We start from the raw sequence: 22941 nt of genomic DNA, 5'->3' as shown, positions 1-22941 counted from the left end.
TCTTTTCCTTAACATATCAAATATGACTCATAAAGAAAATTAGGGATTATTTATACAAATTCATAATTTTATCTTATCAACCTAAACTGTATTCTCTATTTTAAATGTACTTTTTCACAATATCCATTAGCCTTACCAAAAAATCTGGCCCTAAAAAAGATAGCAATAAAACATGCCGAAGTCTATTACTAAAAGAACCATCCTAGATTACTTTAGGATGGTTCTTTTTCTTTATTAATGATTCTTTAACATCACTAACAGTTTTTCTTGACTATACATCCATACTGTAATGATTAAACAAGCAAGTGCGACTTCTGATAATGCCATAAATCCAATTGCATAATGACCTGTTAGTTGGAATAGTAAAGTTAAAATTAGCGGCGGGAAGAACCCTCCTAGTCCGCCTAAAGCTGAAACGAGTCCGTTTACAATCCCTGCTTGCTCTGAGAAGTACATTGGAACGAGTTTGAAGATTGTACCATTACCAATCCCTGCACAAAATGCGACTAGTAAGCAACCAAATGTATACACGTTCATACTAGGCATAAATGATAAAATAATACCTGAAAGTGTTAAACCGATAAATACGAAGATTAATATTTTAAATGGGTTAAATTTATCACCTAGCCAACCACCAATTGGACGCATCATTGTTGCTAATACGATGAATCCGGCTGTCCGCATACCTGCATCCACTTTCTCTAATCCGAAGTGAGATACTAAAAAGTTTGGTAAATATACTGTAAATGCGACAAATGATCCGAATGTTAAAAAGTAAAAGATACATAGAAACCAAAGTTTTTCATTTTTATATACACCTTTTATTTGTTCCATTAATGGTGTATTCACCTTTTTCTCCTTACGATCACCTAATAAAAAGTTCATAAGTGCAAATGCTGCAAGTAAAACTAAATAACACTGTACTGTCGTTCTCCAGCCAACTGAAGTTGCAATGACAGGTGCTAAGAACGAAGTAATTGCTGTTCCAGCGTTACCGACACCGTAAATACCATTTACAAAACCGTGACTCTCTTTCGGAAAGTATTTCGGTAAAGATGTTACCCCTACAGAGAATACTGCGCCACCGATTCCGACAAATAATCCACCAATAATTAAATCCATCATTGAATTGGCAACACTAATATAAAAGACAGGAAATAATAATAGAATAAAACTAATAAAGAATAATTTTCTTGCTCCGAAACGATTTGTCCAATAACCAATTGGAATGCGAAGAACAGAACCTAAAATAACCGGTACTGCTGTTACCATAGAAATTTGTCCCGCAGTTAATGGAATATCCGCTTTAATATAAGGCATTAATGATGATAAAATGACCCATACCATAAAACCGATAACTAGATTAGAAGTTTGTAAACTTAATTGAAAATTAGGACTTTTCATCCTGTTCCCTCCTATGTATGCATAGTTATATTCATTCCCTCCAGCCTAATCACGTCCTAACATGATTAGGCTGAAAAGAATCAACCACCACTTACTGGCGGAATCATTGCTATAACATCGCCAGTTTGAATGATGTCATCCTCTAGTGCATACTCTTCATTGATAGCGACCATGATCTCACTTGAAATCGCTACGTTGTATTTTTTAATGAGCACTTCCTTTAGTTCAGCAACCGTAATATTTTCACAATCTATGTGTAATGCTGGCTTACTTACTTCTTCTTGTAAATGTGCAAATAATAGTACTTCAATCATATTCTCATCTCCTTTCCAGGCTCACCATTTGCATACGCTACCTTCTCTAACTGATCACCTATCCATGACTCATCATCTTCCCAAAACTCTTTCTTCCATATTGGAACAATTTGTTTTATACGCTCCATAATATATTCGTTCGCCTCATAGGCAGCTTTCCGATGTGGTGTAGAAACAGCGACGACAACAGCAAGATCAGAAATTTGTAATGTACCAATGCGGTGTGTAATGGCGACATTTGTCCCAGGCCACTTCTCTCCTACTTCGGTGCCAATTCTCTTAAGCTGTTTCTCCGCCATTGACTTATATGCTACATACTCTAAATATAGCGTACGACGGCCTTTCGTAAATTCTCTAACAGTACCAATGAAAGTCGTAACTGCACCACACTCACGATGAATTACTTTGTTTGTAACTTCTTCAATTGAAATAGGTGTATCAATTACTTCATAATAAGTATGTGTCATCTTGCACCCCTAATTTTTGTATAAGTTAGCAATCTATTTTTCTATTACTTATATGATTGAAACTGTTCTTCCCACGGCCACTCACTTCCGGCACTTGATTCTAGTAACAGTACCGAAACAGTTATTCCTGCTTTAAATCCTCTCGTTCCTCCCGGCAGGACGATACATGCATTCGTCTCTGCAAGTGAAGAAATTGCACTAGATTTGTCTAAACCAACTGGTGTAGCTTGCAATGTTCCATCTACAATTTCCACTTTCCCTCGTACAAAACGAGTAAATGGGTTTGCTTTCGAAAAATCTTTCTGTAAAATTGCGTCTGTACGAAATACGTGCGGATCTTGTCTATGCAAGTATGTTCGAATGACTGGCCGAACAAATAATTCACAACCGACATAACAAGCAGAAGGATTACCAGATAGACCAAATAGTAGTTTTCCTTCTACCTCAGCTACAGTTGTCACACTCCCTGGTCGCATCGCTATTTTGTTAAACAGTACATTAGCTTGTAATCTCTCATAAATAGCAGGTAAATAGTCATAGTCTCCTACCGAAACACCACCAGTTGTAATTAAAATATCGACTTCTTTCATCGCTTTTTTTACAGTGTTATAACACATCTCTAAATCATCAGCGAATTGTCCATAATACTGTACAACCCCGCCCGCTCGTTCAATTTGAGCAGCGATCATATAGGAATTACTATTTCGAATCTTGCCTGGTTTTAATTGTTCATGTACTTCAAGTAGTTCACTTCCTGTCGTTACAATTCCAATAACTGGTCGTTTAACAACATATACTGCATTATAACCAAACGTAGCAAGAAGCGCTGCTACTCCAGGGTTAATAACAGTCCCTTTTCTCACAAGAATGCTATTTTGTTTTACATCCTCTCCTTTAAAAGAAATATAATCCCCCGAAGAGAAAGAGCGTTTTAATTTCATATAAGACTTTTCGTTTCCTTCAAATCCTTCCGTTAGCTCTAACATAACAACAGCATTACACCCGGCTGGAATTGCCGCACCTGTCATAATACGGACAGCTTGAAATGGTTTCACTTCTTCTGCAAAAACAAAACCTGCTCCAATTTCGCCAATCACTTCAAACTGAATGGAATTACTGCTACTTGCTTCTTTTGTATCTTCCGCTCGAATTGCAAACCCGTCGTACGGAGAGCGATTAAAATGTGGGACATCATGATCTGCAATAACATCTTCTCCAAGCGTTCTACCGTAGCTTTCTATAAGAGAAACCTTTTCTATTTCACCTAGGTAGGCATATTCCATTACACGCGTAACTGCTTCTGCCACCGGAATTGGTATACGTTTTTCTAACATTCTTTTTTCACCTCGTTTTAATAAGGAGAACCTTTCTTTCTCTTTATCCCATATATTTTACGTATAATCGTTTTGCTATTTTCACATCATTTGTCCCATGGATAAATGCCCTACCGTCTGTAAATAAAACGAAACGATATTCATCAATTAGAAATGATAGTAAGTACGGCGTTTTTTTGACACGTACACTTTTTTGTAATCGTTTTTGAATTTCGGTTAAATTAAGATCTCTCTTTATTCCTGAACGGATTTGAACTGTATTCCGTCCGCATAACACTTCCGTTTTCATCTGCGTTTCAAATGTTAAACTTGGATACGTTCGTGATTCCCCACAAGAAGGACATGTACTTTTTTTCTGTCTATTTACTTTTAATGAGAGATGTTGATTGTTCCAAATATCCAATGATAACATCGTACCTCTTAGCGACTCATAATCACCCACCAATATTTTCATCGCCTCTGTAACTTGGTGAGCAACAACCATCTGTACAGCTGGCTGAATGATTCCGGCTGTATCGCATGTCGCACCGCCCATAGGATGATCCATCAGACAGCGAAAACATGGTGTTTTCCCAGGAAGAATTGTATACGTTACACCGTAACTCCCAATGCATCCGCCGTATATCCAAGGTATATTCTCTTTTTGTGAAATGTCATTTATAAGTAGACGCGTATCGAAATTGTCAGTCGCATCTATTATGAGATCCACTTCTTTTGTTAACCCTTCTATCTCTTGCATCGTGACATCTGTTACAACTGGTACAATTTCCACTTCAGAATTAATCTTTCTTACATGTTCTGTCGCTGCAATTGCTTTCGGTTTGCACTGATGTGCATCTTCTTCTGTATATAACTGTTGCCGCTGTAAATTACTCCATTCGACGTAGTCACGATCGGCAATTGTCAATTTCCCAATTCCCATCCTAACGAGTGCTTCGGCATTCGCAGCTCCTAGTGCACCCGCACCGATTAAGAGCACATGCTTTTCTCTTATTTTTCTTTGTCCCATTTCACCAATTCCAGAAAACAATACTTGCCTTGAATATCGATCTTTCATAGAGAATCCTCCTTTCACTATCCGCCAATGTAAGACATTTCAACTTTTGGGCGTGTACTTGTACGTTCCACCGTTCTTTCATCTGAATATTGATCTGTTCTATATCGCCATGTATGTTGTAAAATTTTTAATAGTGATGCATCAGAAATATTTTCTCGAAGAAGCGTTCGTAAATCCGTTCCTTTCGTTCCAAATAGGCACGTAAAAAACTTACCGTCTGCCGAAATACGAGCTCTCGTACAAGAGGAACAAAATGACTCAGATACTGAAGTAATAAATCCAACTTCTGCATCGCTCCCTACATATTGATACAATTTCGCAACTTCGCCAAAGTAACGAGGTTGAACAGGCTCAATCGGATATACACGATTAATCTTCTCTATTAATTGTTCCTTCGTAATAACTTGTTCAAAATTCCATCCGTTCGTACTGCCTACATCCATAAACTCGATAAAACGGAGCTGAATTTCTTGTTCTTTAAAATAACGAGCCATATGAAGAATTTGACTATCATTCATTCCTTTTTTTACGACCATATTTACCTTAACTTCTAATCCTGCAGCCTTTGCTGCTTCAATTCCTTTCAGTACAGGTTTTGTACTTACATTTCTTCCGTTAATTTTTTTGAAGACGTGGTCCTCTATCGCATCTAAACTAATATTTACACGTTTTAATCCCGCTTCTTTTAATGCCTCAGCCTGTTTTGCTAAATGAATTCCGTTTGTTGTGAGCCCAATATCTTTTAAACCTTCTAACTTTGTAAGTCTTGCGATTAACTTCGGTAAGTCTTTACGCAATAACGGTTCACCGCCAGTAATCCTAATTTTTTCAACTCCCATACTTATAGACAATCTTGCTAATCTTTCTATTTCATCGAACGTTAATAAAAGCTCTTCTTGTAAAAAAGCGTAATCAGGTCCGAACACTTCAGCCGGCATGCAGTATGTGCACCTAAAATTACAACGATCAATAACTGAAACACGTAAATCTTGAAGTGGTCGTTCTAAAGAATCTTTTATTTTTTCGTGCATCTATATCCCTTCTTTTCTGCTGCAATCCTTAGTAAGCTATCGTTTTTTTATTTGCCTTCATTATAAAAAAGAAGCGACATATTCAATGTGACTTTTCTCACATTACTTTCCCCATTCAAAAATTCTTCACAAATCTGTTCGCATTTTGTTCACATCTTCAATCCCTACTCCTTACGGTCATTGAAATTTTACAACAATTTTGAAATAGCTCTTGCATTTTCAGCATACTTACACTCAAAATAGGAAATGTATTGCTTATAAGAAGAAAGGTGATTGCTGTGGCAAACAGTATGACATTATCTCAAGATTTAAAGGAATTACTTGCATCTGTTGAATATAAAATGCAGATTAAAAAGGGGAGTTTTATTTTTCAAGAAGGTATGGAAGCAAAAGAACTCTATATCATCCACTCTGGAAAAGTACAAATTAGTAAACTAAGTGCTGACGGACAAGAATTAACACTCCGTATTTGTTCGGCATACGACATTATTGGAGAATTAACATTATTCACGGACAATGCGAAGTATTTATTAAATTCAAAATGCCTTGAAGATGTTGAAGTAGGAGTAATCAAGCGTGAAACCTTAGAAAAAGCATTACTCCAAAAACCCGCACTTGTATTTGAATTTATGAAATGGATTAGTGAACATTTAAGAAGAATGCAAACGAAGTTCCGGGATTTAGTATTACACGGCAAAAAAGGTGCCTTGTATTCTACTCTCATACGAATGACAAATAGTTATGGTGTGTTAAAGGAAAATGGTATTCTCATCAATTTACCATTAACGAATCAAGAACTTGCTAATTTCTGTGCAACTTCACGTGAAAGTGTAAATCGAATGTTAAATGAATTAAAAAAGCAAGGTACAATTTCTATTCATAAAGGAAAGATTACAATACACGATTTACAATTTTTAAAACGTGAAATTGCTTGTGAAGATTGCTCTGCTTCTGTTTGTAGCATTGATTAGCATTTTATTGAGATTTATACCTATAAAGAAAGCCGAGGTCTCCAATTAGATCTCGGCTTTCTTTATAAGTTACTAAACATATAAAACAAAATTATTTTTTCAATTCATTTGGAATACGTCTTCTGTAAATCACATAACTACGGCTTAAATATTTAATTGGGGCACTAAATACATGTACCAGTCTAGTAAATGGCCATACTGCGAAAAGCCCCATCCCTGCAAGAATATGAATTTTAAACCATACAGGCACTTCCATCATATATTCGACTTTCGGTTGGAAAATAAAGAGACTTCGGAACCAAGGACCGATCGTTGTACGATAATCAAACCCTTTTGAGTCGATGTTTAAAAAAGTTGAAGAAAGTCCTGCTAGCATTACGATAAGTAATAAAATAAGCGCAATATAATCTCCCTTCGTACTCGTTGCAATGATGCGTTTTACTGTTACACGGCGGTACGTTAATATAATTAAACCGATGATAGAAGCAATACCTGCCGGAAGTCCGAAACTAATTGCTATTATGTGATACATATGTTCCGAAATACCTATTGAACGATATACAGCCTCTGGAATTAAAATCCCCATGACATGACCGCCAATTACGAACATAATCCCAAAGTGGAATAATAGACTTCCAATTCGTAGCATTTTCTTTTCTAATAGTTCACTAGATTTTGATGTCCATCCAAATTGATCATAGTTGTATCTGAAAATATGTCCACCGATAAAGATCGCAAAAATGATATAGGGAAACAATACCCATAGAAATTGATCCATCATTTTGACAACTCTCCTTTCTAATTTGTCTGTACACCCCATGTATCGATAGCGAGTAGAACAGCCGCAAGAATCGGTTCATACATACTATCTGCTTCTTTTAACTGAACGTGTAATGCTTGTATGTTTTCCTTGTATTTACTCATAATTGGTTCACTGTCTTGCTCATTTGCATTTGCAAAAAACTCTAGTAAAAGAGGTAAATAATCAGGTAATTCTTTATCTGTTACTTCAAAACCAGATTTTTTATAATGCTGCTTTAACTCTAGTAATTCAATACCTCTTTCTCTTTGTTCACCGGTGTTCATATAAGTAAGATACATATTTGTCTTCTTACCAAAATCAAATGTATATACGTAACAGTCAATTAATTGATCATCCATTTTATCAAGCGCTTGTTTTATAAACGTTGTAAGTGCCGCTTTAACATCTTCCTGTTCAATCGCTTCAACCTCTTCTTGTAATTCAGTTAAAGCTTCTCTCCACCCTAGTTCCGGGTAGGAGAGAAGAAATGAAGAACATGAAAAAGCTGTTTGCAAATTTTGTTTCATATGTTTCCGCCCCCATTATTTAAGAAATTGTCGTGCAAGATCCTGGGCCACCTGCAAAGGATAAACCACAGCTTCCTTGTTCGTTATATAAATCTGCAACTTGTTCGCGGTGAGACGTTGGGATTACGAAGCGATCTTTATATTTCGCGATAGCAAGAAGACGATACATATCTTCTACATCCTGTTTCGTTAAACCGAGTTCTTTTAATACCAATTCATTTGGTTGTTTATTAATTTGAAGTGCTCTCATATTTGTTCGCATAACAGCCATTTTTTTCAATGTAAGACGAATATGTGATTCATCTCCTGCAGTAAGTAAATTCGCTAAATATTGAATTGGAATACGCATATTATCAATAGCAGGGAAAATCTCTTCTGCTTGCCAGTTACTACCTTTCCCCTCTACCATGTTCATAATTGGGCTAAGTGGCGGGATATACCAAACCATCGGCATTGTACGATACTCTGGATGAAGAGGTAGAGCGATTTTCCAATCGATAATCATTTTATAGATTGGTGACTGTTGTGCCGCTTTAATCCATTCTTCAGGAATCCCTTGTTTTTTCGCTTCAGCTGCTACTTCTGGATCATTTGGATCTAAGAAAACCGTAAGCTGAGATTCATATAAATCTTTTTCATTTTCAACAGAAGCCGCTTCTTTTACTTTGTCAGCGTCATATAGCATTACCCCAATGTATCGAATACGCCCTACACATGTTTCCGAACAAATTGTTGGCATACCAGCTTCAATACGAGGGAAACACATTGTACATTTTTCAGCTTTATTCGTTTGCCAGTTAAAGTACACTTTTTTATACGGACAAGAAGATACGCAAAATCTCCAAGCACGACATGCATTTTGATCCACAAGAACAATCCCATCTTCTTCACGTTTATACATCGCACCAGATGGACAAGAGGATACACAAGATGGATTCATACAATGTTCACATATGCGCGGTAAATACATCATAAAGACATTCTCAAAATCCGTTTTAATTTCTTCTTCCATTTTCTTTACGTTCGGATCTTGTAATCCTGTTATATGTCCACCAGCTAAATCATCTTCCCAGTTTGGACCCCATTCAATTTTATCGATAAATTCACCCGTTATTGCTGATTTCGGACGAGCAACTGGCTGATGCTTACGCTGCGGACTATTTGTTAACGTTTCATAATCATAGTTCCAAGGTTCAAAGTAATCATCAATTGTTGGTTGGTCTGGATTGTGGAAAATATTCATAAGGCGCTTCATTTTCGAGCCTGATTTCAGCTGAATTTCACCATTTTTCAATTCCCAGCCACCTTTATATTTCTCCTGATCTTCCCATTGCTTCGGATAACCAATACCAGGCTTCGTTTCTACGTTATTGAAATACATATATTCAGCACCTGGACGATTTGTCCAGGTGTTTTTGCACGTTACGCTACAAGTATGGCAGCCGATGCATTTATCTAGATTCATTACCATTCCGACTTGTGCTTTAATCTTCAAGCCAATCTACCTCCTTCAGTTTGCGAATTACAACATTTAAGTCACGCTGGTTCCCAGTCGGACCATAATAGTTAAATCCATAACTTAATTGACCATATCCACCAATCATATGTGTCGGTTTTACGTGAATTCGAGTTGGACTATTATGCGTGCCCCCGCGATTACTTGTTAATTTCGTTCCAGGTACGTTAATGTGGCGATCTTGCGCATGATGCATAAATGCCATTCCTCTCGGTATACGATGCGTTACAACAGCACGCGCTACAACAACACCGTTACGGTTAAAGCACTCAATCCAATCATTATCTGCAACACCAGCTTCTTCAGCATCCTCTTTATTCATCCAAACGGTTGGACCACCTCTAAACAGCGTTAACATCGGTAATGAATCGAAATACATACTATGAATTGACCACTTATTATGCGGTGTTAAATAGTTCAATGTAATCTCTTTTCCTTCTACTTCAGGCCGTGATTTACGGAACGGTTTATGTTGCAGAATTGGTTTAAATGTTGCCATCGTTTCACCAAATTCTTTCATCATATCGTGATCTAAGTAGAAAGATTGTCGACCCGTTATCGTTCTCCAAGGAATAAGACGTTCCACATTTGTAGTGAATGGTGAATAACGACGTCCACCTTTTTCTGAACCTGTAAAGGCCGGTGAAGTAATTACTGTTTTTGGCTGCGCTGTAATTTGTTCAAATGTGAAGCATTCTTCTTCACGTTCTTCTGCTAAATCACGTAGTTTTAAATCTGTTTGTTTTTCAAGTGCTTCCCATGCTTTTACAGCCATATGACCGTTTGTTGTAGAAGAAAGCGTTAATACCGCTTCAGCAGCATTGATTGCTTCTTTTATGTCTGGGCAACCTTTCGCAATAGAATCCGTTCGAACGACTCCTAATCGGCTCTTTAATTGCTCATATTCTTTTTCTGCAGACCAAGAAATCCCTTTCGTACCAATCGGTTGTTTTCCAGCATTTGGTCCTAGCGCAGTCATTTTGTCATAAATCGTTTTATAATCCGTTTCGACAACATGAATTTGTGGCATCGTTTTACCTGGGATTGGTTCACACTCACCTTTACTCCAGTCTTTAATTTTGCCAAGTGGTTGTGCTAATTCTTGCGGTGTATCGTGAAGAAGCGGTGTTGCCACAACTTCTTTCATCGGTTCAAGATCAATTTTCTTCGCTAAATCAGACACGGCTTTAGAAAGAGAAGTGAAAATATCCCAGTCAGAGCGCGCTTCCCACGGTGAACCGATTGCTGGATTAAATGGATGTACAAATGGATGCATATCTGTACTACTTAAATCATGCTTTTCATACCAAGTTGAAGCAGGTAAGACGATATCAGAATAAAGCGCTGTTCCAGCCATACGGAAATCTAAATTAATGAGTAAATCAAGCTTCCCTTCTGGTGCTTCTTCATGCCACTTAATTTCTTCTGGTCGTAACGAATCACTATCATCATTCATTAATCCGTTCGTTGTACCTAACAAATGCTTTAAGAAATATTCGTGGCCTTTACCAGAACTTGAAATTAAATTTGCACGCCATACGAATAAGTTTCGCGGGAAGTTATTTTTATTATCAGGATCTTCAATCGCAAATTTCAGTTCTTTATTTTTTAGTTTTTGCGCAACGTATTTTCCTATTTCTTCTTGCGTTGTTGCACCAGCAGCAACAGCTTCTTTATATAATTCAATCCCATTTTTCTCGAATGTCGGATACGAAGGCAACCAGCCAAGTCGTGCCGCTAATACGTTGTAATCACCATGATGTTGATAACGAGAGTTGCCTTCCACTGGTGATGCTAAATGTCCCACTGGTGTATCTTCATAGCGCCATTGATCTGTTACGAAATAGAAGAAAGATGTACCGTTTTGTAATTTTGGTGGCCCTTGCCAATCTTTTGCCATCGCGATCGTTTGCCATCCTTCTGCTGGACGTAATTTCTCTTGACCAACGTAATGCGCCCAACCACCGCCGTTTACACCTTGCGCCCCAACGAGAAGAACAAGATTTAAAACAGCGCGATAAATCGTATCAGAGTTAAACCAATGGTTAATACCAGCTCCGACAATAATCATTGAGCGACCATTTGTATCAACAGCATTTTGTGCGAACTCACGAGCGATTTGAGTAATAAGCTCTCGTTTCACTCCTGTCATTTTCTCTTGCCATGCAGGAGTAAACGGTACATCATCATTGAAGTCTTTCGGCTCTTGTCCGCCAAGCCCTCGGTTCACACCGTAATTTGCTAACGTTAAGTCGTATACAGTTGTAACGAACACTTCGCCTTCTTCTGTCATAACCTTTTTCACTGGAATTGTACGTTCTAATATTGTATTTCCATCATCAGAGAAGTACGGAATTTGCACCGTTTCAACACTATCTTCCATTCCAAGTAAAGAAAGAAGCGGATTAATCTTTTCACCTGTTTCTTCATCTTCTAAACGTAAGTTCCATTTCTTTTCGTTATCCCAACGTGATCCCATTGTGCCGTGAGGTGTTGCAAAATCGTTCGTGTTCTCGTTCCAAAGTACAGGTTTCCATTCTCCTAACTTCGTTTCACGTCCAATATCAGAAGCATTTAAGAATCGATCAGCAACGAATTGGTCTCCTTTTTGTTTCAATGTGACGAAGAAAGGAAAATCAGTATATTGCTTCGCATACTTTGTGAAGTATTCCACTTGATTATCTACGTAAAATTCTTGTAAGATTACGTGACCCATTGCCATCGCAAGTGCACCATCCGTACCTTGTTTCACACTAATCCAATCATCTGCAAACTTTGTAGATTCAGCGAAGTCAGGACTAACAGAAACGACTTTCGTTCCTTTATATCGAACCTCTGCTAAAAAGTGTGCATCTGGAGTTCTCGTCATCGGTACATTTGAACCCCACGTCATAATGTAACCCGAGTTATACCAATCACTACTTTCTGGTACATCTGTTTGATCGCCCCAAATTTGCGGAGAAGCTGGTGGTAAATCTGCGTACCAATCATAAAAACTAAGCATCGGTCCACCCATAAGTTGCATAAAGCGACTACCAGCTGCATGACTTAACATCGACATAGCTGGAATTGGTGAGAAACCAACATTTCGGTCTGGACCGTATTTCATTACTGTGTATAGTAAAGAAGCTGAAACGAGTTGTAACACTTCATCCCAATTCGCACGAATGAATCCCCCTTTACCACGCGCCTGCTTATACGTACGTGCCTTCTCAGGGTTTTCCACAATGCTTTTCCAAGCGTCTAGTGGTGACTCGTTATTTTTCAACTCCTCTTGCCACATATTCCAAAGAACACCACGTACATACGGATATTTCACACGAAGTGGACTGTAAATGTACCAAGAAAAGCTTGCTCCACGTGGGCATCCTCGTGGTTCAAAATCAGGCATATCAGGACCTGTAGTCGGATAGTTAAGCTCCTGTCCTTCCCAAGTTACAATTCCATCCTTCACATATATATTCCAGCTACATGAACCAGTACAGTTCACGCCGTGTGTAGAACGAATTACTTTATCATGCTGCCAACGCTTTCTGTACACATTCTCCCATTCGCGATCTTCATATGTTTCTTGTGTATGATTATCGTTATAACGATCTATTGGTGAAAAATATTTTAAACGTCTCATTAGTGCTGAAGGTTTCTTCTTCATACTGTTCACTCCTTTAATACGTCTCTCTTACATACCCTTACTATAAAAGAGGTTGTAAAATACAGATGTGACATTTCGCACAGTTCAAGAGATTGTCAAAAATTCAGTAGAAAATAAGTTTGTGAGAAAATCCTTTGTTCCGTTGTGAAGATTTATGGTTAATCTTAATTATTAGGAGAATAGTATTTTGGGGTATCGACTATTTTGCAAAAGAAAAAACGCAGGAGACATTCCTACGTTTTTCTTTATAAGTATATTGAGAAGTTTTTTATGCTTTTTTGGTAGACTCTTTTCTCACGTTCTATTCAGCACCTTCTTCTAATTATTCTAATTTCACCTACTAATATTGAATGCTCAAAGGATACGTTTGTTATACTCATTTCCTTTTTCCAATGAAAATTATTATCTTTCAAAAGTCATCTACGATGGAAGAGAAAAGTTTTGATGAAAAAAAACTAGCTAGAGATATAGCAGGTGAATTGACAGGTGAATACGATATTAGACGTGCTTGGGATGGCATTGATCCCTCTACCGGTGAAAAGCTTTCCACTTGGGATAGAATATTTGCTGGAGGAATGGCGGTAGCTGGACTCACACCTTTTGGAAAACTTGCTAAAGTCGGAAAAAGCGTGAAGATGACTACTAATGCGTTAGAGGGTATTAAGAATGCCGATAGAGCGACTGAAGCTTCTAAGGCAACTAAGAGAATTACACAAGCTGAAGAGGAAATGGTCACTTATAGACGTGTTCAAGGTGGAACACCTCCAAATGCAAGTAGAACTAGGATAACTGTAGATGAAAATAGTAATGTAGAAATACCTAATAAGAAAGCTAATTTAAATGTAAGTACAGGTAATGATGAGCATGCAAAATATTTCTTAAATAAAAGAGGAAGTAATGCAGAGATAGTTGAATTTGATATACCTAAATCGTTAGATGATTTTATAAATGAAAATGCAATACCTCAAAAAGGATATAAATCAAACCCCCTAAATCAAGGAGGAACTGCACCGAAAATAGTTGACCCAACAACGCCAGGAAATTCTTATGAATTGCCAGCACCTTGGATTGAATGGATAGAAGAATACGCCAAGAATGGCAGGACTATAAAGTAATAATAAAAGGAGTAGATTATGATATTAGAACCGCTTTATGCAGAAAACATTATAGTAGCCGTCATATATAATAATGAATTTAGATGGTATGTAACAGATAAAGAACTATGGTTTTTGGATTATAATAAGTTAAATAATGCATATAAAAATTTAGGTGTAAGCATTGAAGATAATGACGAAACTGAAGAAAGAAATGGAATAAAAGTATTAGACAATGAAAATGTAGAAGTATTTTTACAAAGGATTAATAAATATAACACAACTAAAGAGGAATTAAATTATTTACTACTTGAAAATATTAAAAGTAAACATGCAGGAGAAGATCTATTAGATTTTAGTCCGGTGTTATTAATTAACTTTGATGATAAAATACTATATTCAATGTTCCCAGAACTAGCATCATATGAAGAATATATACCAAAAGATTGGAATGGTAAATATGAATATTTCACTAAATTAATACCTAAATCAGAAAAATATTGGATAGATGAGTTTAATAACAATCTATTTTCACTATAATTTAAACGGGATAAGGATGATAATAGTATGAGTAATAAAGATGTAGTAACTATATTAAATGAGGAATTCGAAAATGAGCAGACTGGTGAAAAGTTACAAGGGTTAACAATTATAGTTGATGGAAAGTTAAAGCAAGTCATGGATATAATAATCGACAAAAATGATAATTATAGTAATTATACTGAAGTAGTCAAAGATGCACTATTTGAGGGGATAAATAATATCATTAATAAAATTAATAAATGATAAATACTAACTACAAAAAATTAAATACTTAATCTAAATAATGAGGTAAGGTGTAACGAAAATAAAGCACAAATATATATCATAATAAATAATAACGAAGGCTACTACTAATATAAAAGGCGTTAGTCTTCGTTATTATTTTTTTTAAAATGAAAGGAGTTCAAAATACAACGAATATACTCTCGACTTCAAGCCCTAAAATTTTAAATTTTGCGCCGCTGTTTCAGGCACCTGGCAAATACAACTTCCGAATATCTCCTCCGCCCTTAAAGAAAAAAGCCGGTATCTATACCGACTATATTTTGAACGTTTTTAATTTGTCTTCGATTTGTTCTCCAGTAATTCCAATGGATCTTAACGTTATCGAAGGATGACTCTGATTTAATAAGGAATTTATTTTCTCCAACGATACTATTTTATATCCAGACATATTTTACATAAAACTACAAATCATTATTTACCATATTGTCCAAATTTACGGAAACAATTATACTAGATGTAATCAGAATAAATAATCTGAATATTCTTGGAATTAAAGATAAAATCTTTACTGCCCGCAATTAGATGGATACATTCTATTTTCCACTCAATAGATTAAAAAACGATAATAACATTAGGAGGATTACGATGCACCAGCTTGATTCATTACATCCCATTATAGAAAAAATAATTAATAATATTGAAAAGTTAATGGTCGGAAAGCGAAAAGAAACGATCTTAGCTTTGACAGCTCTCTTAGCTGAAGGTCATGTACTATTAGAAGATGTTCCTGGCGTTGGGAAAACAATGTTAGTACGTGCTCTTTCTAAATCTATCGATGCTGATTACAAGCGCATTCAATTCACACCTGATTTACTGCCGTCAGATGTAACAGGTGTTTCTATTTATAATCCGAAAGAGCTCCAATTTGAGTTCAAACCTGGACCAATCATGGGGAATTTTATACTTGCTGATGAAATTAATCGTACATCTCCAAAAACACAATCTGCCTTACTTGAAAGCATGGAAGAAGGCAATATTACAATAGATGGCAGGACAAGACCGTTACCAAAACCATTCTTTGTAATGGCTACACAAAATCCGGTCGAATATGAGGGAACATACCCTTTACCAGAAGCACAGCTCGATCGTTTCTTATTGAAACTAAAAATGGGATATCCTACACAAGAAGAAGAATTTGAAATTTTAAACCGGATGGAAAAAACAAATCCCCTCTCCCATTTACAAGCTATTACTACAATAGAAGAATTACTTTATTTACAACAAAGCGTACGGGAAATAAGCATGGACAAAGCAATCAAGCATTACATTGTAAAGCTTGTTAGTCAGACTCGTTCTTATAGTTCTATACAGCTTGGTGCAAGTCCACGTGGCTCGATTGCTTTAATGAAAGCTTCACAAGCATATGCATTCATCCATGGTAGAAATTATGTTATTCCAGACGATGTTAAATTTTTAGCTCCTTACGTATTGGCTCACAGACTCATTCTAAAAATGGAGGCAAAATTTAAAGGAATTACAGGAGAACAAGTTATCACAAAAATCGTTGCGCGAACTACCGTACCTACTCAAAGGAAGATGAACCTTTGATGAAACGGATACTACGAGCACTCTATCATTTTACTAAGTTATCACTTATTCCGTTATGCCTAGTCTTAACATTTGTATACGCTATGCTTCAAGGAGGATTTGTAAGTTGGTTTTTGTTTTACAGTATGATTCCTATTGGCCTTTATTCACTACTGCTTCCCTTCTATGCTTTACGGAACGCCGAGGTAAAACGAATAACAAATCAAGACGAATATGTAGCAGGAGAACCATTTTTAAGTACGATTACAATAAAAAGAAGTTTTCCTTTTCCCTTACTTTATTTAATTATAGAAGATGTACTGCCATCACAATTTACAAATTGTAAACAAACAAAGATGAATAAAGTAATACTCTTTCCAGGATTGAAACGAAATGTTTCGTTTCAATATGCAATTGACACAATCCCTAGAGGAGAGCACTCTTTTTCAAGCGTACGTGTCAAAACTGGTGATTTATTCGGTATGATGGAGAAAGAAATAACTTTTTCAGTTCCAGATACATTTTTAGTCTATCCCCAGTATGTAGATATAACATATCGACAAATGGACAATCATTTCGAACAAGGAGCGCTTTCAGCAAATATAAATTTAGTAAAAGACTCTACCATTTCTGTCGGTGTGAGAGACTATAAACCTGGTGACCGCTTTTCATGGATTGATTGGAAAGCAACTGCCCGAACAAACAACATTATGACGAAAGAGTTTGAACAACAGCGCAGCCATAATATTATGATATTCATGGACAGAACCCCATCCCCTCTATTCGAATCAGTCGTCACATTTACTGCCTCTATTGTCAGGTCTGTCTTGAAACAAAATTCACCAGCGTCATTCGTATCTGTCGGAAAAGAACGAACTTTTTTCCCTTTAGACAATGGAGATAATCAGTTGCATCAAATCTTTTGTCATTTAGCGAAAGTACAAGCAGATAGTGTATTCCCGCTCTCCCGGAGTGTAGAAATGGAATTAAGAAAAATTTATGAGCCCGTCACGATTATACTCGTAACAAGCGATCTTTCTCCCGATATTCAAAAGGCGGCTGACTTTGCTGCTATAAAAAATAGAAAATTAATGGTGTTTGTCGTAAAAGAAAAAGCAAATCAGCTCTCACACCGAGAACTAAGTATTCTAGAAACTCTACAAAAACGAAAAATATTTGTAAATGTGGTTTATGGAAACCAATATACAAACGTGTTTTTTGAGGTGAGCAAATGATAACATTACAAACAAAAAAACAATTGAATATGAACAGATTTTTCATGCATGCATGCGCATTTCTACTTTTACTAGAATGGCTAAGGCCTCTCATAGGTATTACAAACGTAGGTAGATTAGATATTTTTGTAATATTTATAGGGATTTGCTTCACTCTCTCTTTTTTTCAAACAAAGTGGCAGATGCCAATAAAAATCGTCACGATTTTATTCATCATTCATTTCCTATATTATAAAAATGCTTTTATAAATCCATCTTGGCTAACGAAATTTTTTACTGATATTTCTCGAAATTCCTCCCTGTTATTTCAGGGGAATTTGCTAGATATTTCTCCAGTTTTTACAGCATTTTTATTTTTTTTATCATTTTGGTTTTTGAGTGCTTTCATCTCTTTTGGGATGATTCATAAAAAACGCGGTTTGTTATTTCTTATATTGACTATTATTTATATCACCGTTTTTCATAACTTACATTTATACAATGCAAACTACGCTATTATTCGTACTGTTGTCATCGGCTTTTTTATGCTTAGTCTTCTTCGCATAGAACGAATAAAAGAGATCGAACACTTACAAAATTATGCTAGAGAAATCTCAAAATTACTTAGACCTCTTACAATATTTATTGTATTGTCAGCAACCATCGCATACTTTGCGCCAAAATTTGGCCCTCAATGGCCAAACCCAATGGATTTTTTAAAATTCAATACATCCGAAGCAAGTAAAAAACAAGAAGTTTCTAAAATCGGGTATGGTTTAGATGACTCGCGATTAGGTGGTCCTTTTAAGGCGGATCCTACAATTGTTTTCACAGCACAAACGCAAAACAAACAATATTGGAGAGTCGAAACGAAAGATTTTTATACAGGAAAAGGCTGGGAAATTTCTGAAAATCAAAAAAGGTTTCTTTTAAAAATAAAAACGATGTCGTAAGCTGGTACGAACAAAATACAAAAACAGAGGCAACTGAGGCAACAATTACCATGCAAAAAAGTTATCCTCACCTTACCTATCCAGCAGGATTAATATCAGTTGAGGCCTCTTCTGATGTATCATACAGCATTGACCCATTTACAGAAAAAATCTATACGATGGACGGAGACTCTTCTACTACTTTACATTCATATAAAGTAACATATGGGATCCCGGAGTTTTCCATAGAAAACTTGAAAGCTGTAAAAACGAATGAAGGTCAAGAAACAAATCCTTATTTCATGACAAAATACACGCAACTTCCCGAATCATTACCACAGCGAGTAAGAGACTTAGCTGTTAATCTAACAAATGATAAAGACAACCGATATGATAAAGTATTAGCTATTGAAAAATATTTCACCGATCATTCTTTTGTATATGAAACAACGAATGTATTGTTCCCTGCCAAAAATCAAGATTATGTTGATCAATTCCTTTTTGATACAAAAAGCGGCTACTGTAATAATTTCTCGACGTCTATGATCGTGTTACTTCGTTCTGCCGGGATTCCTGCTCGCTGGGTAAAAGGTTATTCAGAAGGAACTCTTGATAATACGCTTGCCTCTGCAGAAGGTGAGGATGTTTATAAAATCGCGAACGATAACGCACATTCTTGGGTCGAAGTATATTTCCCTGGATACGGATGGATTCCATTCGAACCGACAAAAGGATTTACGAATCCCTATAATTTCACAAATAATGCTCCTGCTCCTGCTCCTACTATACAAAATAGCGAAGAAACTAATTCTCAAAACGCGCAAATGCACCAAAGAAACAATGAAGCAAAGCTCAAAAGTTTAATAGAAGATACAGAAGAAGCTCCTACTAAAAAGATTACAAATGCTAAAAATGGATTTTCTTGGTGGTACCTATTCCTCTCTTCGATACTAATTAGTATTATAGGATACACTCTCTTCGCTACTAGAATGAAATGGATTACATTTTTTATCATTCTTTTCTACAAATACCGAAAAGATGATGCTGTTTATAGCAAAGCTTATGGCGCACTTTTGAAACAATTTGCGAGAATTGGCATACCACGAGGGGAAAGTCAAACATTCCGAGAATATGCTCTCTACATCGATACACTTTACAACTCGGCCGATATGCAACAACTTACTTTCAGTTATGAGAACGCTATGTATCAAAAGGGACAGGCTGCAGCAGAATGGAAGAAATCCGTACTCTTATGGGAAGTACTTATGAAAAAAGCAGCTTCTCCGCCTAAATCAAATGACTTCCATTCAGCGATTTAATCTTGATAATGTGAGTTAAAAGAAAAAGCCTCAAAGAACAACATTGTTCTTTGAGGCTTTTTTTAATAAAGTGAAACTTTAATCAGTGGGGGTTTTGTTCATCCCCCACTGATTATTAGTTGAACCAATAGGGCTTTTACGGGCAGTTGATCCCCACCTAACTTCTTTGCTTTCACTGAATTTTGAGCTGGGGGTCTTACTGCCCGTTAATGCGGGATAAAGTGAAACTCCTAGTTATTCCCCAAGTACCTTCTCAATCTCAACCTCTAAATCCACCGGCTTCGTCTGGGGCGCAAAACGCCCTACTACTTTCCCGTCTTTTCCAATTAAAAACTTAGTAAAGTTCCATTTCACTGCTTTCATACCGAGTAAACCTGGTGCTTGTTCTGTCATGTATGTATAAAGCGGATGTGCCTTATCACCTTTCACATCAACCTTTGCAAACATCGGGAAATTTACACCGTAGTTTAATTCACAAAAACTAGTAATATCCGCTTCTGTACCTGGTTCTTGTCCTCCGAATTGATTACAAGGGAAACCGAGTATTTCAAGTCCTTGGTCTTTATATTTATCATATACTTCTTGTAATCCTTTATATTGTGGCGTAAAACCACATTTGCTAGCTACATTTACAATAAGAAGTGCTTTTCCTTCGTAATCTTTTAACGACTTATCTTCTCCTGTTATCGTTTTAGCTGAAAAATCATAAACTGTCATTATCCTTGCTCCTCTCTTCACTATCATTCTATGTTTATACTATACTACATTCGTGAATATACAGCTCTTATTACGTACTTGCACGCTAAAATGATAGCGCTTTATTTCCATTCAAAAATTCGACACAATCTACTAGACTTTTATGTTGGAAAGTTTTACAATTAAATTATGAACAAAATGTGACAGTTTATATTCCATTATAAAAGAGAAGGATGGTGTTCATTATGAAAACTGCACAACATGAAACGATTTCAAATCGCGAGTTTTATTTCGTACTATATATGATGTTATTGTATGTGATTGGCTGGGTAATCGATGTAAATGGTTTATTTTTAAGCTCCTACTTTAATTTAGCAGGAGAGATTATGCTTCCAATCGTTGGTGGCATTGTTGGACTGTTCGTAATGTCTATCAATAAAGAACAAACGAAATAAGAACATTACAAAAAGGCAGAAGACGAGCTTTCGTTTTCTGCCTTTTGTATTTTAGCGTATAATAGAAACATGCAGTAAATAAGGAGTGGTAATGATGAAAAAAGTAGAGCAATTATCTTCTCACCTATATCTTATTGATGATTTTGATTTACAACATAATGAAAGAACTGGTACGTACGTTTTATTAGGTGACGATATTACTTTAATTGAAACTTGTGCAGCCCCTTCTCTTCCGTATATTTTAGACGGCTTACAACAATTACATATTGATTTAAACGATGTAAAAAACATTATCGTAACACACGTTCATTTAGATCACGCCGGGGCTGCTGGTTTAATGATGGAAAAGTGCCCAAATGCTACTTTATATGTGCATTCTCGCGGTGCTCGTCATATGATTGATCCAACAAAACTCATTTTAGGCGCAAAAGCTGTATACAAAGAAGATTTCAATAAACTTTTTAATCCAATTCTTCCTATAGAAGAAGAACGTGTTCGTATTGTACAAAATGGTGATACGTTACAAATTGCCGAAGATCGTACACTTACATTTTACGATACACCGGGGCATGCTAAGCACCATATTAGCATTCACGATTCATTAACAAACGGCATTTTTACTGGCGATACAATTGGCATTTATTATAGAGAACTCGCAGACGTTGGTATAGAACTATATCTCCCATCAACATCTCCTTCACAATTCGAACCAGATTCGATGATTGCTTCTAAAAATCACATTCAAAGTATGAATGTAGATACTATTTATTTCGGTCATTACGGTACATCATCCAATGTTACAGAAGTATATAACCAGCTTGAACATTGGTTACCTATTTTCGTTCATACTGGTAAAGAGGTCTTTGAACAGTATAATGATTTCGATGAAGCGACTAAAGCTTTACAAACTGTATTAATGGATAAGATCTCTTCCCACCTTACAAAGTTAAACGTTCCATCAGATCATTCCGTTTATAACATTTTACATCTAGATATAGAAATTAGCGCGATGGGCATTATTGATTATTTCACGAAGCAAGAAAAAGCAAACTCCACTATTAACTAACCGTAAAAGAAGAGATATACAACAGTAGTTATTGTATATCTCTTTTTTCTTTGAATATATCTTTAATAAAGGATGGTGGAATGCAATGCAAAAAGTGATGTTATACCTCTGTTTTACATTATTTATCGTCTTATTATTATTTGTCGGAGTGAAAATTCAATTTTATTTAGATACAGATGCGCAGGCAAACTTTAACGTGTATCCAAGATTATTCTACTTTACACTCTTCCCTCTTATCGTTGGCATATTATTACGATTCCTTCAATCGATTAATCGCGAAACGAGTAAACAAAGCTGGAGCTTTCAACCAGATAAATTTATCGCAATTACAGTGCCTACAATATTAATTTCCTTTTCTCCAGCTCTACTCTTTTCACCGCTTGGCCAATATCTACCTTATTTAGCTAATATTATTCTTATAAATACAACCTTTGTTACGATAATTAGTTTAATAGCTGGTTATTCCCTTTTAGATTGCTTTATACAAAAAGATACTGCAAATATGAAAAAATATAATTGAGTACTCTATTGAATCGTGCAAGCCAAGGTTTGTACTTCCTTGGCTTGTTGTTAGAATAATTGCATTTAGCAAACAGTGCGACAGAGCCAAATAATCAATTTTTAAGTGTCGTTGGTTACGGTGGTTTATTTATAAGTGCGATATTACTTGTAAGAGTCGCTATTCATGCGGTAAGGAAATTTAAATAATAATAAAACGAGTATACAATCACATAG

At 36.1% G+C, this 22941-nt stretch carries 20 protein-coding genes and 2 pseudogenes; 11 read left to right on the top strand and 11 right to left on the bottom strand.

Annotated features, from left to right (window positions below):
- Positions 1 to 234 precede the first annotated feature (234 nt).
- The 6 genes from narK to moaA all read right to left on the bottom strand — a co-directional run bounded on the left by narK (position 235) and on the right by moaA (position 5607).
- The gene (gene narK, locus PDL00_RS08445) at positions 235 to 1404 is read right to left on the bottom strand and encodes a nitrate transporter NarK (RefSeq protein ID WP_000841867.1); all 1170 of its coding nucleotides are present in this window, start codon (positions 1402 to 1404) and stop codon (positions 235 to 237) included.
- Between the two features lie 80 nt (positions 1405 to 1484).
- A complete protein-coding gene (gene moaD / locus PDL00_RS08440) occupies positions 1485 to 1718 on the bottom strand; it encodes a molybdopterin converting factor subunit 1 (protein WP_000573670.1) in 234 nt (77 codons plus the stop codon).
- Complete coding sequence (locus tag PDL00_RS08435; protein WP_270728423.1) at positions 1715 to 2185, bottom strand: molybdenum cofactor biosynthesis protein MoaE; 471 nt, start codon at positions 2183 to 2185, stop codon at positions 1715 to 1717. The genes moaD and PDL00_RS08435 overlap by 4 nt, the downstream gene beginning before the upstream one ends.
- A gap of 44 nt (positions 2186 to 2229) precedes the next feature.
- Positions 2230 to 3519 (bottom strand): molybdopterin molybdotransferase MoeA, encoded by a 1290-nt coding sequence (locus PDL00_RS08430; RefSeq protein WP_242257126.1) that lies wholly within the window; start codon positions 3517 to 3519, stop codon positions 2230 to 2232.
- A 43-nt stretch (positions 3520 to 3562) separates the two neighbouring features.
- Entirely contained in the window at positions 3563 to 4576 is a 1014-nt protein-coding gene (locus PDL00_RS08425) for a molybdopterin-synthase adenylyltransferase MoeB (RefSeq protein ID WP_242257125.1), read from the bottom strand.
- A gap of 17 nt (positions 4577 to 4593) precedes the next feature.
- Entirely contained in the window at positions 4594 to 5607 is a 1014-nt protein-coding gene (gene moaA, locus PDL00_RS08420; RefSeq protein ID WP_242257124.1) for a GTP 3',8-cyclase MoaA, read from the bottom strand.
- Positions 5608 to 5885: 278 nt separating this feature from the next.
- Here moaA and PDL00_RS08415 point away from each other — a divergent pair, with 278 nt between their 5' ends.
- A complete protein-coding gene (locus tag PDL00_RS08415; RefSeq protein ID WP_270728413.1) occupies positions 5886 to 6578 on the top strand; it encodes a Crp/Fnr family transcriptional regulator in 693 nt (230 codons plus the stop codon).
- A 91-nt stretch (positions 6579 to 6669) separates the two neighbouring features.
- Here the strand turns inward: PDL00_RS08415 and narI are convergent, their stop codons facing one another.
- Genes narI through PDL00_RS08395 form a run of 4 tightly spaced genes read right to left on the bottom strand, consistent with a single transcriptional unit; the run spans position 6670 to position 13075 of the window.
- On the bottom strand, positions 6670 to 7359 hold the full coding sequence (narI, locus tag PDL00_RS08410) for a respiratory nitrate reductase subunit gamma (protein ID WP_000969205.1): 690 nt from the start codon (positions 7357 to 7359) through the stop codon (positions 6670 to 6672).
- Positions 7360 to 7376: 17 nt separating this feature from the next.
- The gene (gene narJ / locus PDL00_RS08405; protein WP_242257122.1) at positions 7377 to 7907 is read right to left on the bottom strand and encodes a nitrate reductase molybdenum cofactor assembly chaperone; all 531 of its coding nucleotides are present in this window, start codon (positions 7905 to 7907) and stop codon (positions 7377 to 7379) included.
- Positions 7908 to 7926: 19 nt separating this feature from the next.
- Positions 7927 to 9402, bottom strand: a complete 1476-nt coding sequence (gene narH, locus PDL00_RS08400; protein WP_270728407.1) for a nitrate reductase subunit beta — start codon at positions 9400 to 9402, stop codon at positions 7927 to 7929.
- Positions 9392 to 13075 (bottom strand): nitrate reductase subunit alpha, encoded by a 3684-nt coding sequence (locus tag PDL00_RS08395; RefSeq protein WP_270728404.1) that lies wholly within the window; start codon positions 13073 to 13075, stop codon positions 9392 to 9394. The genes narH and PDL00_RS08395 overlap by 11 nt, the downstream gene beginning before the upstream one ends.
- Positions 13076 to 13503: 428 nt before the next feature.
- On the opposite strand from PDL00_RS08395, the pseudogene PDL00_RS08390 reads away from it, so the two are divergent.
- The 6 genes and pseudogenes from PDL00_RS08390 to PDL00_RS08365 form a co-directional block, all read left to right on the top strand.
- A pseudogene (locus PDL00_RS08390) lies at positions 13504 to 14190 on the top strand (pre-toxin TG domain-containing protein); the annotation flags it as partial.
- 18 nt (positions 14191 to 14208) lie between these two features.
- Positions 14209 to 14709 carry a hypothetical protein gene (locus PDL00_RS08385; RefSeq protein ID WP_270728401.1) on the top strand — a complete coding sequence of 167 codons (501 nt, stop codon included), beginning with the start codon at positions 14209 to 14211 and terminating at the stop codon, positions 14707 to 14709.
- Positions 14710 to 14736: 27 nt separating this feature from the next.
- Positions 14737 to 14955, top strand: coding sequence for a hypothetical protein (locus tag PDL00_RS08380; RefSeq protein WP_270728397.1), 219 nt, complete (start codon positions 14737 to 14739; stop codon positions 14953 to 14955).
- Positions 14956 to 15582: 627 nt separating this feature from the next.
- Positions 15583 to 16545, top strand: a complete 963-nt coding sequence (locus PDL00_RS08375) for an AAA family ATPase (protein ID WP_270728394.1) — start codon at positions 15583 to 15585, stop codon at positions 16543 to 16545.
- Positions 16545 to 17759 carry a DUF58 domain-containing protein gene (locus PDL00_RS08370; protein ID WP_270728805.1) on the top strand — a complete coding sequence of 405 codons (1215 nt, stop codon included), beginning with the start codon at positions 16545 to 16547 and terminating at the stop codon, positions 17757 to 17759. The genes PDL00_RS08375 and PDL00_RS08370 overlap by 1 nt, the downstream gene beginning before the upstream one ends.
- Positions 17756 to 19989 (top strand): annotated as a pseudogene (locus tag PDL00_RS08365) (transglutaminase TgpA family protein). Before PDL00_RS08370 ends, PDL00_RS08365 begins: the two are co-directional and overlap by 4 nt.
- Before the next feature lie 234 nt (positions 19990 to 20223).
- Here PDL00_RS08365 and bsaA read toward each other — a convergent pair.
- Positions 20224 to 20706 (bottom strand): glutathione peroxidase, encoded by a 483-nt coding sequence (gene bsaA, locus PDL00_RS08360; RefSeq protein WP_000219426.1) that lies wholly within the window; start codon positions 20704 to 20706, stop codon positions 20224 to 20226.
- A gap of 224 nt (positions 20707 to 20930) precedes the next feature.
- Here bsaA and PDL00_RS08355 point away from each other — a divergent pair, with 224 nt between their 5' ends.
- The 4 genes from PDL00_RS08355 (at position 20931) to PDL00_RS08340 (ending at position 22914) form a co-directional block, all read left to right on the top strand.
- Entirely contained in the window at positions 20931 to 21140 is a 210-nt protein-coding gene (locus tag PDL00_RS08355; protein WP_002127081.1) for a DUF3925 family protein, read from the top strand.
- A gap of 94 nt (positions 21141 to 21234) precedes the next feature.
- Positions 21235 to 22206 carry an MBL fold metallo-hydrolase gene (locus PDL00_RS08350; protein WP_270728389.1) on the top strand — a complete coding sequence of 324 codons (972 nt, stop codon included), beginning with the start codon at positions 21235 to 21237 and terminating at the stop codon, positions 22204 to 22206.
- Between the two features lie 85 nt (positions 22207 to 22291).
- Positions 22292 to 22726: a hypothetical protein gene (locus tag PDL00_RS08345; RefSeq protein ID WP_270728386.1), complete on the top strand. Its 435-nt coding sequence runs from the start codon at positions 22292 to 22294 to the stop codon at positions 22724 to 22726.
- Positions 22727 to 22785: 59 nt separating this feature from the next.
- Positions 22786 to 22914: an ABC transporter gene (locus PDL00_RS08340; protein ID WP_097858475.1), complete on the top strand. Its 129-nt coding sequence runs from the start codon at positions 22786 to 22788 to the stop codon at positions 22912 to 22914.
- Positions 22915 to 22941: the final 27 nt, after the last annotated feature.

The sequence above is a fragment of the Bacillus cereus group sp. TH152-1LC genome, assembly GCF_027710505.1.
GTDB lineage: Bacteria > Bacillota > Bacilli > Bacillales > Bacillaceae_G > Bacillus_A > Bacillus_A mobilis.
Note: the sequence above shows the minus strand (reverse complement) of the source record. Positions and strands in the feature narration are given on the sequence as shown.

Coding starts and splice junctions, on each gene's coding strand:
- narK (WP_000841867.1), bottom strand. CDS start 1,404: ATGAAAAGTCCTAATTTTCAATTAAGTTTACAAACTTCTAATCTAGTT.
- moaD (WP_000573670.1), bottom strand. CDS start 1,718: ATGATTGAAGTACTATTATTTGCACATTTACAAGAAGAAGTAAGTAAG.
- PDL00_RS08435 (WP_270728423.1), bottom strand. CDS start 2,185: ATGACACATACTTATTATGAAGTAATTGATACACCTATTTCAATTGAA.
- PDL00_RS08430 (WP_242257126.1), bottom strand. CDS start 3,519: ATGTTAGAAAAACGTATACCAATTCCGGTGGCAGAAGCAGTTACGCGT.
- PDL00_RS08425 (WP_242257125.1), bottom strand. CDS start 4,576: ATGAAAGATCGATATTCAAGGCAAGTATTGTTTTCTGGAATTGGTGAA.
- moaA (WP_242257124.1), bottom strand. CDS start 5,607: ATGCACGAAAAAATAAAAGATTCTTTAGAACGACCACTTCAAGATTTA.
- narI (WP_000969205.1), bottom strand. CDS start 7,359: ATGATGGATCAATTTCTATGGGTATTGTTTCCCTATATCATTTTTGCG.
- narJ (WP_242257122.1), bottom strand. CDS start 7,907: ATGAAACAAAATTTGCAAACAGCTTTTTCATGTTCTTCATTTCTTCTC.
- PDL00_RS08395 (WP_270728404.1), bottom strand. CDS start 13,075: ATGAAGAAGAAACCTTCAGCACTAATGAGACGTTTAAAATATTTTTCA.
- PDL00_RS08385 (WP_270728401.1), top strand. CDS start 14,209: ATGATATTAGAACCGCTTTATGCAGAAAACATTATAGTAGCCGTCATA.
- PDL00_RS08380 (WP_270728397.1), top strand. CDS start 14,737: ATGAGTAATAAAGATGTAGTAACTATATTAAATGAGGAATTCGAAAAT.
- PDL00_RS08375 (WP_270728394.1), top strand. CDS start 15,583: ATGCACCAGCTTGATTCATTACATCCCATTATAGAAAAAATAATTAAT.
- PDL00_RS08370 (WP_270728805.1), top strand. CDS start 16,545: ATGAAACGGATACTACGAGCACTCTATCATTTTACTAAGTTATCACTT.
- bsaA (WP_000219426.1), bottom strand. CDS start 20,706: ATGACAGTTTATGATTTTTCAGCTAAAACGATAACAGGAGAAGATAAG.
- PDL00_RS08355 (WP_002127081.1), top strand. CDS start 20,931: ATGAAAACTGCACAACATGAAACGATTTCAAATCGCGAGTTTTATTTC.
- PDL00_RS08350 (WP_270728389.1), top strand. CDS start 21,235: ATGAAAAAAGTAGAGCAATTATCTTCTCACCTATATCTTATTGATGAT.
- PDL00_RS08345 (WP_270728386.1), top strand. CDS start 22,292: ATGCAAAAAGTGATGTTATACCTCTGTTTTACATTATTTATCGTCTTA.